Origin of the sequence: Streptomyces sp. NPDC048258 (genome assembly GCF_043201995.1) — a bacterium.
Taxonomy (GTDB): domain Bacteria; phylum Actinomycetota; class Actinomycetes; order Streptomycetales; family Streptomycetaceae; genus Streptomyces.
On sequence record NZ_JBICZH010000023.1, the window covers coordinates 1 to 12,650 of the forward strand.

The 12,650-nt window shown below is 68.8% G+C and carries 15 protein-coding genes and 2 pseudogenes; 7 read left to right on the forward strand and 10 right to left on the reverse strand.

The features are described from left to right. Positions 1-405: 405 nt before the first annotated feature. Complete coding sequence (locus ACGFYQ_RS34935) at positions 406-1,530, reverse strand: glycoside hydrolase family 64 protein (protein WP_393750335.1); 1,125 nt, start codon at positions 1,528-1,530, stop codon at positions 406-408. Between the two features lie 586 nt (positions 1,531-2,116). Here ACGFYQ_RS34935 and ACGFYQ_RS34940 point away from each other — a divergent pair. Beyond that, on the forward strand, positions 2,117-2,407 hold the full coding sequence (locus ACGFYQ_RS34940; RefSeq protein WP_393750234.1) for a hypothetical protein: 291 nt from the start codon (positions 2,117-2,119) through the stop codon (positions 2,405-2,407). A 278-nt stretch (positions 2,408-2,685) separates the two neighbouring features. After that, a pseudogene (locus tag ACGFYQ_RS34945) lies at positions 2,686-3,056 on the forward strand (glycosyltransferase); the annotation flags it as partial. Between the two features lie 272 nt (positions 3,057-3,328). Here the strand turns inward: ACGFYQ_RS34945 and ACGFYQ_RS34950 are convergent. Together ACGFYQ_RS34950 and ACGFYQ_RS34955 are read right to left on the reverse strand one after the other, a co-directional pair. Continuing rightward, positions 3,329-3,754, reverse strand: a complete 426-nt coding sequence (locus ACGFYQ_RS34950) for a hypothetical protein (protein ID WP_393750235.1) — start codon at positions 3,752-3,754, stop codon at positions 3,329-3,331. Positions 3,755-4,003: 249 nt separating this feature from the next. Then, positions 4,004-4,438, reverse strand: coding sequence for a hypothetical protein (locus ACGFYQ_RS34955; protein ID WP_393750236.1), 435 nt, complete (start codon positions 4,436-4,438; stop codon positions 4,004-4,006). Positions 4,439-5,100: 662 nt separating this feature from the next. Here ACGFYQ_RS34955 and ACGFYQ_RS34960 point away from each other — a divergent pair. Further along, positions 5,101-5,331, forward strand: coding sequence for a response regulator transcription factor (locus tag ACGFYQ_RS34960; protein WP_393750237.1), 231 nt, complete (start codon positions 5,101-5,103; stop codon positions 5,329-5,331). Here the strand turns inward: ACGFYQ_RS34960 and ACGFYQ_RS34965 are convergent. The 4 genes from ACGFYQ_RS34965 to ACGFYQ_RS34980 all read right to left on the reverse strand — a co-directional run bounded on the left by ACGFYQ_RS34965 (position 5,276) and on the right by ACGFYQ_RS34980 (position 7,117). Next, positions 5,276-5,647 carry a transposase gene (locus tag ACGFYQ_RS34965; RefSeq protein WP_393750238.1) on the reverse strand — a complete coding sequence of 124 codons (372 nt, stop codon included), beginning with the start codon at positions 5,645-5,647 and terminating at the stop codon, positions 5,276-5,278. The two genes, ACGFYQ_RS34960 and ACGFYQ_RS34965, sit on opposite strands and share 56 nt — an antisense overlap. A 36-nt stretch (positions 5,648-5,683) precedes the next feature. Further along, positions 5,684-5,854 (reverse strand): hypothetical protein, encoded by a 171-nt coding sequence (locus tag ACGFYQ_RS34970; RefSeq protein WP_393750239.1) that lies wholly within the window; start codon positions 5,852-5,854, stop codon positions 5,684-5,686. 511 nt (positions 5,855-6,365) lie between these two features. Then, a complete protein-coding gene (locus tag ACGFYQ_RS34975; RefSeq protein ID WP_393750240.1) occupies positions 6,366-6,917 on the reverse strand; it encodes a hypothetical protein in 552 nt (183 codons plus the stop codon). Positions 6,918-6,970: 53 nt separating this feature from the next. Next, positions 6,971-7,117 carry a hypothetical protein gene (locus ACGFYQ_RS34980; protein WP_393750241.1) on the reverse strand — a complete coding sequence of 49 codons (147 nt, stop codon included), beginning with the start codon at positions 7,115-7,117 and terminating at the stop codon, positions 6,971-6,973. 137 nt (positions 7,118-7,254) lie between these two features. On the opposite strand from ACGFYQ_RS34980, the pseudogene ACGFYQ_RS34985 reads away from it, so the two are divergent. The 3 genes and pseudogenes from ACGFYQ_RS34985 to ACGFYQ_RS34995 form a co-directional block, all read left to right on the forward strand. Then, positions 7,255-7,702, forward strand: a pseudogene (locus ACGFYQ_RS34985) (helicase associated domain-containing protein); the annotation flags it as partial. A gap of 293 nt (positions 7,703-7,995) precedes the next feature. After that, positions 7,996-8,322, forward strand: coding sequence for a CU044_2847 family protein (locus tag ACGFYQ_RS34990; protein WP_393750242.1), 327 nt, complete (start codon positions 7,996-7,998; stop codon positions 8,320-8,322). Beyond that, positions 8,319-8,987, forward strand: coding sequence for a trypsin-like serine peptidase (locus ACGFYQ_RS34995; RefSeq protein WP_393750243.1), 669 nt, complete (start codon positions 8,319-8,321; stop codon positions 8,985-8,987). Before ACGFYQ_RS34990 ends, ACGFYQ_RS34995 begins: the two co-directional genes overlap by 4 nt. Before the next feature lie 170 nt (positions 8,988-9,157). Here ACGFYQ_RS34995 and ACGFYQ_RS35000 read toward each other — a convergent pair whose 3' ends face one another. From ACGFYQ_RS35000 to ACGFYQ_RS35010, 3 genes are all read right to left on the reverse strand, one after another. Continuing rightward, complete coding sequence (locus tag ACGFYQ_RS35000; protein ID WP_393750244.1) at positions 9,158-10,249, reverse strand: PP2C family protein-serine/threonine phosphatase; 1,092 nt, start codon at positions 10,247-10,249, stop codon at positions 9,158-9,160. 525 nt (positions 10,250-10,774) lie between these two features. Next, complete coding sequence (locus tag ACGFYQ_RS35005) at positions 10,775-11,245, reverse strand: DIP1984 family protein (RefSeq protein WP_393750245.1); 471 nt, start codon at positions 11,243-11,245, stop codon at positions 10,775-10,777. 101 nt (positions 11,246-11,346) lie between these two features. Continuing rightward, positions 11,347-11,481, reverse strand: a complete 135-nt coding sequence (locus tag ACGFYQ_RS35010) for a hypothetical protein (RefSeq protein ID WP_393750246.1) — start codon at positions 11,479-11,481, stop codon at positions 11,347-11,349. Between the two features lie 513 nt (positions 11,482-11,994). On the opposite strand from ACGFYQ_RS35010, the gene ACGFYQ_RS35015 reads away from it, so the two are divergent. Further along, positions 11,995-12,642, forward strand: coding sequence for a hypothetical protein (locus ACGFYQ_RS35015; RefSeq protein WP_393750247.1), 648 nt, complete (start codon positions 11,995-11,997; stop codon positions 12,640-12,642). The last annotated feature ends 8 nt before the right edge of the window (positions 12,643-12,650 follow it).

The window sequence follows — 12,650 nt, forward strand, 5'->3', positions numbered from 1 at the left end:
CACGAGAGATCTACCGACTTCTCGTCCCAGCGAACACTCCGGCTGACCAGTCAGGACCCGCCTGCGTCGCTGCTTGACATCCATAGGGGCATCAAACGAGCCCGCCACTAAAAAGCCCTGGTCACCCTCGCCCGCCTGCGACTATGGCTCCCCACCTGCCTTTGCGAACGCCCCCTAGAGCAGCAGCCGTAGCGGTCCATACGCCGCGTCCCCACCCCACCTGAAGGGGACGGCCAGCGGCTGCTTCCGCTCCGGCCCTGACTCGATCCTCCTCAAAGACCGGCACACGGGCCAAAACCTCCATCGCGCCATGCCGTCCGCCCCCGCCCGTCCTCGCCGTTCACCGATAGACCCGACATGGGCCCCGGCTACGACACGGACGGGCGGGGGCAGCCCGGACAAGTCCTAGTTGAACGGTTCCAGCGTCATGAAAGCTTCTTGCGGGTTACCGTCGTGCACCAGTGACTCGTGGGCACCCACGTCGTCGAAGGCGAAGCCGTACGCCTTACCGTCGGCCATCTGCTCGTGGATGATGCGGGAGTAGTGGTTGGAGACGGCGTCGCGGTAGAAGTTGGTGCCGTTCGCGTCGGGTTGGCTTGGGTTCGTCAGGAGCGTCGACCGGTTGAGGCCTGCGCACAAGGTGCGGGAGATCGGCCCGCGGACAGTATCGTTGGGTGCGTCCAGGAGTTTGTAGCAGCCGAAGACGCTGTCGGAGTCCGGCTTCTGGAAGCTGGTGACCACGGCTCCCGAGCCGTTGGTGAAGTTCATGACGTTGCCCGAGACCCGGCCGTAGTACTTGGTGTTCGGTTCGTTCACGAAGGGCGTCACGGTGAGCGTGGAAGTGCTGTACTTGCTCCAGACCCGGTTGATGTAGTCGTTCATGACGCCGGCCGGGATTCCGCCCGCCTCGATGCCGTGACCGGGCGAGAGCGCTCGCACCGGCGTGCCGTCGGGGCGGCTCTGGATCAATCCGCCCCAGCCAGCCGAACGCAGCTGGCTGAAGACGGCGTTGTATCCGCCCGGCTTGAGCCGACCCGTGTTTCTGACCGTGCCGTTGGCCGCCTTCACGCCCACCGCATAGGGAGCGGAGAACATATCGACCTGGGTGCTGTTGATCCACAGTCCGGCGTCATTGAGCGTGTACTCGGACCAGTTGAACAGGATGCCCCGGTTGGGGTCGGAGGGATTCTGTACGGCAGGCTGCACCAGGCCGCCGGTGCTGACCTTGAAGACGATCTTCTGGCCGATGGAGAAGTAGACGCGTCCGGAGAACTTGGGCATCCGTATCGTCTTGGTCTGCCCGTTGGCCGGACCCGCGATCGACGCGTCGGGCGCGGGGGCCGGCGGGTTGCCCCCCACGGGCCAGGGGTGGAACGTGCCGTTGGCGTCGGCCCAGCCCTGCTGGCCCGTCGCGAGCAGGGTGCCCAGGTTGTAGATGTAGACCGGCTCGCTGCGGCCCGAGGTGTTCTTGATCGTGAGCGGGATGGTCGCCGGTACGGCCTCTGCGGACGGTGACGGCCCGATGAACATCAGACCGGCGGCGGCCACCGTCGCCGAGACCCCGAATACGAGCACTTTCGATAAGCGGAACATTCTCTTCCTCCTTGCGTGGGGGGAACCTGCCGAGGGAGGTGGCGGGAAAGGGATAGATGTATTGAAGCCTGAGAGCGCTCCCAGCGTCCGGTGGTGTTCATCTTCTGTCAATGCTCTTGACACGGCCGGGTCCCGATCCGAGCCGTGGCCAGAAGGCGTACCGGCGAAGGCCATGGCGGACGGCAAAGCCGTGTTTGGGAACTGGGGTCCGTGTCTCGCCTCGTGCCGTGATGATCTCGATCGTTCCGACAACGCAGCGAGGTGCCGTAGCTGGCGTCGTGCGCCCGCCGGGGATTACGGGACAGCCCTTAGGTCTGGGCGGACCAGGGTCACGTCCAGGACGTCTCGGCTGCCACAGGCCGAGGCGAACCGCAGGCCCGTCCACATTCCGCGGTCGGTGAAGCAGAACGTGAGGGTGCTACGTACCTCCTCACGTGATCCGGACCGATATCCCCGGCCCGCAGGGCGCGGCAGGGCCGGCTCGTTCACACTGGCAGGACGACTAGCGCAGCTGGGAGGCGGGATGAGCTGGGCATCATGGACCACCCGCGGGGTTTTCGCAGGACGGGACGGAGTACAGACCGGTGAGGCAGGCCCCGTCCTCACGGGTGAGCTCGATATTCACACCACGTGGACCGAGGCCGATGGCCTGGCGCACGTCACGGTGCAGTACAGCGGGGGGTCCGACTGGCTCCCCCTCGCCGGAAGCCCCGTCCCGTGCCCCAGCGAGGAGGCGAGCCGCGCCCTGCATGACGCGGTCATCCATTCCGTACGCGCCGGAGTGAGCCTCCCCCTGAGCACCGGCCGCCCCTGATCCTGCCCGGCCACAAAGGGTCCGAGCCGATCGACGGCACGCGAGTTCGGACGCCGGACCGGACTCCCACGACGGGTCCTTGTCCAGCCGCGCCATACGGACCGCCAGCAGGAGCCCTGGCGGGAACTCAAAAGCAGAGACGCCGGCTCGTCGGCCAAGGCGTCCTTGACGACACCGACGATCCGGGGATGAGCAGCCGGGCTGACCCCGAACTGTTCCAGGGCCCGGGACCGGTCCGCGAGGTCGAGGTCCTTCGGCACGTCCAGGCCCTCGGTCACTTCGTCGGGGCGGGACTGCCCGACGTCCTGGCGCTGGCCGATGTCGTGGTGTCCCGGAGCGGAGGAGGCACGCCGGACGAGCTGACCGCGCTGGGCAAGCCCGCCGTGTTCGTGCCGCTCGCCACCTCGGCCGGGAACGAGCAGGCGCACAACGCCCAGTACCTGGCCGACGCGGGGCCGCGGTCGCGCCGCTCGGCGAGGTCACCCCGCAGACCCTGCAGAACGCCGTCGGCCCGCTCCTGACCGATCCCGCCCGGCGGGCGGCGATGGCGGACCGGGCTCGTGCGTATGGGCGGCCGGACGCCGCGGACAGGCTCGTGGACGTGCTCCTGGCCGCGGCGGCCGGCTGCCCCTTCCCTCGCAGGGGCTGACGGAGGGGCGCGGCGGCTGCGCGCTCGACCAGTCCGGCCAAGTACACGCTCAGGGCCGGCCCAGATCGCGTCCCCAGGGGACTCAAAGCCACGGCTGCCCCTGGGGAGACTCCGCCCAGGCCGTGGAGCAGCCGCATCCGCCCCGGGCCGCCCTGTGCGGGGGCGCGCCCGATGCGCCGGCTGACGCCCATGGCACTTCAGCCGGGACTCCAGGGCACTTCACAGCCGGGACTCCAGAGACACGGCCCGCTGTGCCCTGCGGCTGGTCCGGGTCAGGGCATCTCGTCGGGGTCGCAGCTGGCCCGGCGCAGCCCGATCGTGCGCAGGGCCCGCATCAGGGCTTCGGAGTCTCCCTCGCGTACGACGTGGACGGCTCCCTCGACCGCGAGGTCCGACAGCGCACGGGGCACGCGGGCCGCGGCAGTCCGCAGCACCACCCCGCTCGGGGGATCCAGGGCCCGCACCCCGTGGAACACGCGGAAGAGTTCCGGGTCCGCGTCGAGGCTGTCCAGCCCGGCACGCAGGGACAGGACAGTGATATCGGGCAGAAGGACGCGGGCGTGCGCCAGAGCGACGGCGGAATCGTGAGCATGCGAGACAACCCGGAAATGTGGGTTGCGCTGAATACCCGAGCGCAGCAGCTCCAACTGCTCGTCATCGGGCACGCCAACCACCAAAACCGTCATCACCTGCTCCATCCTGCGTTCCGGCACACCGCGAGGCGACCCGGGACGCAACCTGGCAAACGCCTAGGCAAGATCCGGCAGAGACTGCCTGGCCCTCTCGCCGGGAGGCCGCGGTGCGTCTCGACGCCGCGAGGACCATCGCCCAGCATGCAGACGCCGGAGAGACTGTGGGCCTCTCCGGCGTCTGCTGTGTGGTGGGGCGGGCTCGCCGGGATCTACTCCCGGGGCTGTGGGGCTGTGGGGCTGTGGGGCTGTCGGCCCTCACTTGCCGAGCTTCGCCTTCAGGTCGTTCTTGACCTGGTTCTTGATCACCTGCTTGTCGACCTTGCTCACGGTGCCGCCCTTACCCGTGCCGTCACCGCCCACAGACGTGGCGTCGCCGGTGTTGACGGCGTCGGCACTGGCGTTGCCGCCGGTGGCCGCACCGGTCGTGATCGTGCACTTGCCCTTGCAGATACCGACACCGGAGTTGGCGTCGCCACCGGTGGCCTCACCACCGACCGTGGTGTTCTCGGCGTTGGCGTCACCGCCGGTACCGATGCCGTCGGCGCTGTCGGTGGGGGCGAGGGTGACGGCGTGCTGCGGGACGGCGGCCGGCGCGGCCATCGCGGTCGCCGGCAGTGCGATACCGCCACCCACCAGCGCCAGGGAAGCTCCGGCCAGAACAACACGACGAGTCGAGAAACGCTCGAACATGGGAATTCTCCATTCGGAATTTAAGAGGTTTGAAAGCTGTCCAGCAAAACAGGCCTGGGACAATTTTTCGGCCTCATATTCTCCGGGAATTCCCCGGTGAGGACGTGCTTCAAATAAACCCCGCCGGAGGACGAGCGTCACGCCACTCGAATACGTGGCTGGACATCCAGAACCGATCTTGGTAAAAGCTGCCGCCGTATCGGCGTGAGCGGTGCAAGCCGTCCGAGCCTGCAGCATCCGGCCCCGGACCCGGCCTTCGACTGCATACAAGAAGGTCCGAGGAGTCGAGAGTGAGCCGCCCCCTCCCGGCACGGGGTTCACGGCAGGAGGGGCCCAGGCCGCCGGGACACACTCGATACCTGGAGTGACCGGGCACGGCGGCGGGCACGGCGGCGGGCACCGCGCGCGACGCCGCCGATCTACTCCTGCCGATCCTTCCGCCACGGCCAGGACGACATGCCCTCACGGGGCGCAGTCAGACGGTTACCAACCGCACCGTCTCGCGCGTACAGACGTGCCCTGTCACACGCCTGTGACAGTCGGCGGACACTCTCGCGAAGGTGCTCGGCCAGTCTCTTAACAAGAGACAAAACGGGCATTTAGCCCGCTGCTTCCGCGGACGTGAGCAGTGATGACCGAGCCGATCCGGCGGAGGAAATCCCATGAGCCTCACCCTCACCAAGCCGCACACCCAGGCCCCCGCAGCCACACTGGCCCCGCGCGAGCAGGAAGCACTGCGCCACATCGCCGCAGGCCGCACCTACCTGCAGACCGCCCGCCACATGGGACTCTCCAAGCACACCGTCGACGTCTACCTCCGCCGCATCCGCGCCAAGCTCAACGTCCACACCACCGCCGAGATGACCCGCATCGCCATCTCCCTGGGACTGTGACACCCCACCACCCAGCCGATACACCCTGCCATCCCCGCCCGCCCTTGGCTGTTGCCGCATGAGGATGCACCGGGCAGTACAGCTTCGTCATGGTTGACGTGTCGGCGTACCGATGGCGCGATACGCATCGCTCGGCAGCCTCACCGAGGTTGCGCCAGAGGTGGAAACGGTCTGCGACCTGCACCGCAGTGGGTGCTCCGGTGCTGACTCCTTCGGCGAAGAACGGGGCACGGTCGCGGCAGACGACCTCGGTCCCGGGACACTCAGCACGCCAGGAGGCGACGGTGGCCGCCTCGCGGTCGGGCAGCAGGTCCACGGGCCCGCGGGTTTCGACATCGACCAGCGCGGTCCCTTAGACACGGCCCTTGCGCATCGCGTACTCGTCGATGCCCACCACCCGCGGAGCCGACGGTTGAGGGCCAGGTATCGCATCGACCAGCCGCAGCACCGTGCTGCGGCTGACCGAGATGCCGAAGACGTCAGCAAGGCGGGCTCCGGCGCGGCCGGCCAAAGCGAGGCCCACCTCGGTCAAGGCCGAACGCAGCCGGTCAGCCGCTGAGCGTGACGGCGGGTCAGTCCGGGGATCTGCTCAACGAAAGTCCGCCGTCGGCACGAGGTGTCATCACAGGTGCACCGGTGGACCTGCAGACGCAGTACCACCGCCGCCCTGCGCTGGGCAGGTCAGCAGGAAACCGCAGGTAGGAACCCATGAATCCGGTTCGACCACCTTCCGCAGCCCGGGCACTCGGCACCAGCAGTCCTGCGCGTGACACCGATCCAGATTGCCTCGCGTCGTCCTCCGCCGACATCACCACGAGCTCGGGTTCCGACAAGAACAGAGTTCCTCCAGCCGCAACAACACTTCGTTCACGGCCCCGAACTCTCGAGCACAGCACGGCAGCCCCAGGCGGATTCAAGACGATCTCGCGAGCGACGCGACGAAGATCAACAGTCACGGAGCGTGGATGCACCTCAGAAGTTGAGCCAGAACCCGAGTTTTGACGTCGCTGGGGGTACGCACGGTGCAAACGAAGTCACCTGTCGAGGACAGGCAGGTCGTCGTCGCACAGGCCGGTCCGGCAGCACACGGGCAACCAGTCGGCCGCGATCTCCCGAACACGCTGCAGGCGAGCCCTGTCGGGCTCCAGCACCGTGAGGATCTCGAAGGCAGCACCAGCAGCCCCGAGCGACCGATTCGACATCACCTCCTCATAGAGCAGCCAGAGGCCTTGCAGGGCAAGGCCTTGGCACAACTCTGGGAGATCGAGTCCTCGTCGAGCGGACTCCTCATCCGTGCCCTCGCCGGCCACCATGAAGTGCAGGAGGTCGAGGAACCACTCGCGAGCTGCCAGTGCAACATCGTCTGCGAGGGCCGCCAGAGCGACGGATGTCACTGCCGGAGCCGGCTCCCACAGGACCACCGGAGACCAGGCATGCTCTTCGAGGCTCAGATCGATCGGTTCCTGCCGGGATCCCCCACCCGCAAGCTGCAGCAGATCCCGGGCCAGGTGCTCTGCCGAGCCGCCGCACCCGCACAGCATGCTCTTCCAGTCCTGCCGGGCTATCTCCATCTCGACCAGTCGCATAGTTCCCACACCCTAGACGGCGCTGGCGAAGCCCAACGACACGCCTGGTGCTGTCAAAAACTCGCGAACATCTGGAGCGGGTCGGGGCCAGCGGGCGACGCGTCCGGGTCGGGGAGGTCGGCCTCGCGGCCGGCGAGGGCGGCAGAGATTTCCACGGAGGTGCCGACGTCCACCGCGCGCAGCGATTCGTATGTCAGCACCCCGGTGAACAGCGCGGCCCGGTCGCGAGAGCCTTCTGCTGGAAGACAACCTCGTCCCCCTCCCCCGCCCCACCGGCTCCACGAAGATCTCCGATGGTGCTGGTCGCAGCAGCACGAGGCAGAACACGACGACGATCATCGTCAGGTCCGACGGCGAGGGCGACGGCCCTGACCAGGAAGACGAGACCCAGGCTGGGGCGGAATCGGCGCTGCTGCACTTCTCCAGCCCCACGCGACGCCGCCACCATCGCCGCATTCCTCCGCACCCGCGTCTACCGGCCCGAGTCCCTCGTGTGGCTGGAGGGCTTCCAGGCCCTGCGCCGGTGGCGCGCCGAGAACGGCATCACCGGGCTGTACGCCGTCCCATACGACAGCGAGACCGAGGTCGGCGTCACCAAGACGTTCCCGCTCGGCCGGTGGGTCCACCAGCAGCGCAAAGCCCTGCGTGCCGGCGAACTGGAAGACCACCGCAAAGAACAGCTCGACTCCGAAGGGATGGTGTGGGAGCCCGGCGAGGAAGCCCGGGAGACCAAACTCGCCCTCCTGCGCTCCTACCGGCGCGCCCACGGCCACCTCGCACCCCGCTGTCCGGCGACAACGCACACCGATGACACCGATAACACCGAATACAACGCATCAACATGTCACCACCAGGGCCAGATCAACCTCTGACCAGCAAGAGCCACGACCGTCCCGCAATGCCGACTACCGCAGCAGCCCAGTGGCAATCACCCGCGGTGTCGCAGCCGGGGACAGCTCCCGTCCCCGGCTGCGACCCCGGTCCGGCGGAGTCCTGGCTACACCTGCCCGCGCCGCAGTGATCGAGGTAACGTGCTTCTGCCACAAGCGACTTGATGATCAGTCAGGGGGACTGTCGCATGTACCTGAGGGTGCCTTTCGAGAACGGCGAGACCATGGTCGTCGAACTGCCCGAAGGGCAGGACTCCGGAGTCATCCGGGCGAGCCGTGGCGAAGCACTCGTCGAGTCGTCGGCCGAGACCTTCGAAGCAGGCCTGGGGCGGGTCCGGCGCGTGGCCGAGGCCATGCTGCACCGGCTGACGGACCTGCCCCGCAGCCCCGACCACATCCGCGCCACGTTCGGCATCAGAATCACGGCCGAGGCGGGGCTGGTCGTCGCCAAGGGGTCCGGTGACGCTCATTTCGAGCTGGAACTGGAGTGGACCCGCCCGCAGGGTGATGAGTGACCTCCCCGGGTGGGCCGGGCGAACTCGCCTGGGAGCGCGGGACGGCACGCATACTGCACGACGGACGGCCGGTCGGGGTGGCGTTCCTGATCCCCGGCCAGCTCCTGCTGACGTGCGCCCACGTCATCTCCACCCTCGCGGGGCTCCCGGACGACCGCCCCCTGCCCGCGCGCTTCCCAGTGACCCTCGACTTCCCGCTCCTGCCCGGCCGCCCTGCGGCGGAGGCCACCGTGCACTTCAGCGTGCCGGTGGCCTCCGACAACAGCGGTGACGTCGCCGTACTCCAGCTGGCCGGCCCACCGCCGCCCGACGCCGTACCGATGCGGATCCTGGAAGCCGACGACCTCGCCGGACACCGCTGGAGGGCCTTCGGCTTCCCGAGGTATTCGGGTCCGGACGGCGGCAAGGACGCCGGCATCTGGACCCGCGGCACCATCGAGGGCCGCGAGGGAACCGGATGGTGGCAGCTCACGTGCGACGAGCGGGCCCCCTTCCCCCTGGCCGGCGGCTTCAGCGGGGCGCCCGTGTGGGACGAGCAGTACCAGGGGGTGATCGGTATCGTCGTCGCGGTCGAAGGGGACCAGCGGCGCCGCACCGGCTACGCGCTGCCCAGACGCCTCCACCACACCGGAGGTCTTCGCCATGATCAAGACCCGGCCCTCTGAGGTCGGCGCGCCCGCCGTGCCGGGGCCCGGCACGGACTCGTCACCCTGCGCCGGCATCGGCTCGACCGGAGGCCGCAGCACCACCTGGGCCCCTCCTTCACGCCTCGGTCGGCCCCCACAGTCAGCCTCGCCTCCGCGCGGGTGTGCGGCTTGGCGGAGGACTCCGTGCCTCAGGGCTCACTTAGGCGTATGGCGAGGGCGGCGATGTCGTCGTCAAGGCGTCCTCTGCTGTAGCGGAGGAGGTCGCGGTGAAGAGCCGTGAGCAGTTCGCGGGGCGGTGTCGGGGGCTGTAGACGCATCCAAGCTGCCAGCGGGAAGAACTCTCCGTCGCGGGCGCGGGCCTCGGCGATCCCGTCGGTATAGAGGAGCAGCAGGTCGCCGGGGGCGAAGTCGAAGGTGTCGACGTTGTAGTGATCGCCGATGAGCTCCGCGAGGCTGAGCAGTGGCGAGGGGGTGGCGGACTCGAGGACACGGAGTTTCCCGCGGTTCAGGAGCAGCGGCGGGGGGTGTCCGCAGTTGAGGATGTCGATACGTCTGCCCTCGTGCGGGATCTCGACGAGAAGGGCGGTGGCGAAGCGCTCCATCGGCCCGTCGGGGGGAAAGGCGGCGTTGTAACGGGTGCTGCTGGCGTCCAGCCTGCGTGCGACGTTGACCATCTCGGTCTCGCCGTAGGCCGCCTCCCGGAAGGCGTTGACGATCGCCGCGGCGGCCCCCACTGCCGGCAGGCCCTTGCCCCGCACGTCACCGATGAGCAGCCTGAGCCCGAATGGCGTGTCGACCACCTCGTAGAAGTCCCCGCCGATGCGGGCCTCCGCCGCGGCCGCGAGGTACAGCGACTCGATCTCGACGTTCCCGAAGCGGCGGGGCATAGGGCTCAGCACCACCTGTTGCGCCGCGTCGGCGACGAGCCGTACCTGGAAGAGGGTGCGCTCCCGCTGGAGCCGGACATGGCTTCCGTACGCGGCGGCCACGGTGACCGCGATGATCCCCGCGGCCGTCCACCACGTTCCCAGATCGGGGAAGACGAGGCTGAGGCCGATCATCAGGATGAGGCAGACCGTCCCGAGCAGGACGGTGGGGAGGACGGGCCACATGGCGGCGGCCAGGGCTGGCGCTGCGGGCAGGAGGCGGCTGAAGGCCATTTCCGGTGGAGTGGTGTAGGCCAGGCTGGCGATCACGACGGTCAGAATGACCGGCGACAGCCTTACAAGCCTCCCCCGGCCGTAGCGCCGACGGAGCCGCGGCCGTCCAGACTCGATCACACTTCACAGAATATCTGTGTAATTAGGGCATAGCGCCCTGACGGGCAGAGTCGGCTGCCCTGACCCTCCCGCTCCACAGTCGATGAGCGCCCCCATGGCCCGCGCCACTCAAACTTTGCCGTCACTGATCAACCTGCGCCGGCACAGGACAACGGCGGAGGAGGGGCGCAGGGCCTGGCGGGTCACTAGGCGAGTGAATCGAACATGTGACCGAATAAGAGGCTCCCGCCTCCGACCCTTCTTCGACTGCCCGCGCACGACACGGCGCCCGGACCGGGAGCGTGAGCTCCTGGTCCGGGCGCCGTCCTGCGATGCGGATGCCCCGAACCCGCCCTCGTCACGACCGGATCTGCACGTGGTGATGAAATGTGCGCGATGCGCTGTGACTCGTCACGCTGCTGAGCTGCACTGTCGTCTCGGGAGTCGAACCCGATGCACTGCTCTCCGCGCGCCAGCCGGGCCGGTAACCGCCGGCCCTCGGTTGTGCACGCCTCCGGAGCGACTACCTGCTCCACATCGCGGGTCTCAGTCCAGGAGGTCGGCCTCCCAGTTGGTGCGCTGGATGCGTACGTCGATCTCGCGGATCTCGCGGGCGGCGTCGTCGGCGCGGGCGCGCAGCTCGGCGACGGGCAGCGCCGGGAGCACCATCAGCTCGGAACGCAGCTGGCGGCCGTAGCCGCGGTCCCCGCTGCCAGCGGCGGCGTCGGCAGCCGAGGTGAGCACGGAGTGGCGCAGGCGCAGGGTGTCGCGGCGGGCGAGGGCGTCGGTGAGGGTGCCGTCGGCGCCCATGTCGACGGCGGCGTTGGTCCGGTTGATGCGCCGGATCAGGGACTCCAGGGCGTCGAGGGTCTCGGTGACCTCGGCGAGCAGCCCGGCGGGGTCCTCGGCAGGGGTCTCGCCCTCTTGGTGGCGGGCGTTGGCCACGATGCGGGCCCTCAGCTGTTCGACGCGGCGAGCCGCCTCCGCGCGCTCCGCCAGTGCTTCGCCGAGCTTCATCGTGGTGGGTCCCGTCCCTGGTGCTATCCGTCGTGCGGTACTGCGGTACCGCTGCGCCGATCACCCTACGTCACGCCACGGGCCGGCCCGACTCAGCTGGCTCAACCGTCCCGGGCGGGTTCTGCAAGACGGACGAAGGGCAGCACGTCCGGCTGGTGCAGGGCCTCGACGGCGGCGGCTTCCAGGGTCAGCGGCGGGGGCGACTGCGACGCGACCGAGGCACGGTTCGGCTTCACCTCCTCGGCGGACCACAGGGTCTTCCCCGCCGCCGGGCTCCCGCACGGTTCGCGAAGCCGGCCCCACTGGCGGCATGGCGACCCCGAGGACTTGGCTTCGCGGCTCTCCCAACCGGTGGAGGGGGCGCTCTTCGACGTGGAGCACAAGCGCTTCCGGCACCCCGCCTGGAGCCCGAGGCCCACAGAGACATCCGCCGCGCTGCAGCTCGCCCGGTCCGAGTTGGCGGCCGTACCGCAGCTGGTCCCCGTCTCCAGCCACCGCTACCTGCCAGGCACGGCCGGCGAGTGGGGCCACCCCGTGCCGTCCGTCCACCAGACCGACATCATCTTCTCTGGTGGGATTGTCATACCGAGGCGTTACTGTGTGCGCTGCGGTTGAGACGGCTGACCACCGTACTCCTGGGGCAGGGCCCGCCGCGGCACCCTCTTGACATGCTGTCAGGGGGGACGAGGGCGGCCGCCGGGCTGTTGCGGCGCGCCTCGTTCGGAAACCGATAAACAGCCAGGAGAACCATGAGAAAGAGAGCGCGGAGAGCGAGCATTCTCGCCGCCGCCACGGCCGTCGCGGCCACAGGCATGCTCATAGCCGCACCGAACGCCAGCGCGGGCACGTCCGAGATCGCGAACCCCGGCTTCGAGAGCGGCAACGCGTCCTGGAACGAGAAGGTGACCCCGTTCGCAGGGCACCCCATCAACAACTCCTCCGCGTGGCCGGCTCACTCGGGCACCGGCAAGGCGGAGCTGGGCGGCCAGGGCCTGACGGGCATGAGCCGCATCTCGCAGCAGGTCACGGTCCCGGCGTACCGGGTTCCGGTGCTGTCGTTCTGGGTGCGCAGCGACGTGGTCCACGCCGGGGCGAGCGGCTTCGGCTTCCGCCAGCTGATCGTGGAGGCCACGGCGGAGGACGGCACGGCCCATGAGTTGCACGACCGCATGAACAAGGGCGGGACCAACGGTTCTTACGAGAAGGTGACGGTCACGCTGCCCGACGCCTTCTACAGCTCGTCGCCGCAGAAGGTGAACATCAGCTTCATGGCGATCGAGGACGCGGCGAACCGGATGCCGTTCCTGATCGACGACGTGAGCATGGAATACCGCTTCAAGGCGATCGACCGTCCGGTGGTCATTCCGGGCGGGATCTTCCGCCCCATCGGGGGCTGATCACCCCC

Coding starts and splice junctions, on each gene's coding strand:
- ACGFYQ_RS34935 (WP_393750335.1), bottom strand. CDS start 1,530: ATGTTCATCGGGCCGTCACCGTCCGCAGAGGCCGTACCGGCGACCATC.
- ACGFYQ_RS34940 (WP_393750234.1), top strand. CDS start 2,117: ATGAGCTGGGCATCATGGACCACCCGCGGGGTTTTCGCAGGACGGGAC.
- ACGFYQ_RS34950 (WP_393750235.1), bottom strand. CDS start 3,754: ATGGAGCAGGTGATGACGGTTTTGGTGGTTGGCGTGCCCGATGACGAG.
- ACGFYQ_RS34955 (WP_393750236.1), bottom strand. CDS start 4,438: ATGTTCGAGCGTTTCTCGACTCGTCGTGTTGTTCTGGCCGGAGCTTCC.
- ACGFYQ_RS34960 (WP_393750237.1), top strand. CDS start 5,101: ATGAGCCTCACCCTCACCAAGCCGCACACCCAGGCCCCCGCAGCCACA.
- ACGFYQ_RS34975 (WP_393750240.1), bottom strand. CDS start 6,917: ATGCGACTGGTCGAGATGGAGATAGCCCGGCAGGACTGGAAGAGCATG.
- ACGFYQ_RS34990 (WP_393750242.1), top strand. CDS start 7,996: ATGTACCTGAGGGTGCCTTTCGAGAACGGCGAGACCATGGTCGTCGAA.
- ACGFYQ_RS35005 (WP_393750245.1), bottom strand. CDS start 11,245: ATGAAGCTCGGCGAAGCACTGGCGGAGCGCGCGGAGGCGGCTCGCCGC.
- ACGFYQ_RS35015 (WP_393750247.1), top strand. CDS start 11,995: ATGAGAAAGAGAGCGCGGAGAGCGAGCATTCTCGCCGCCGCCACGGCC.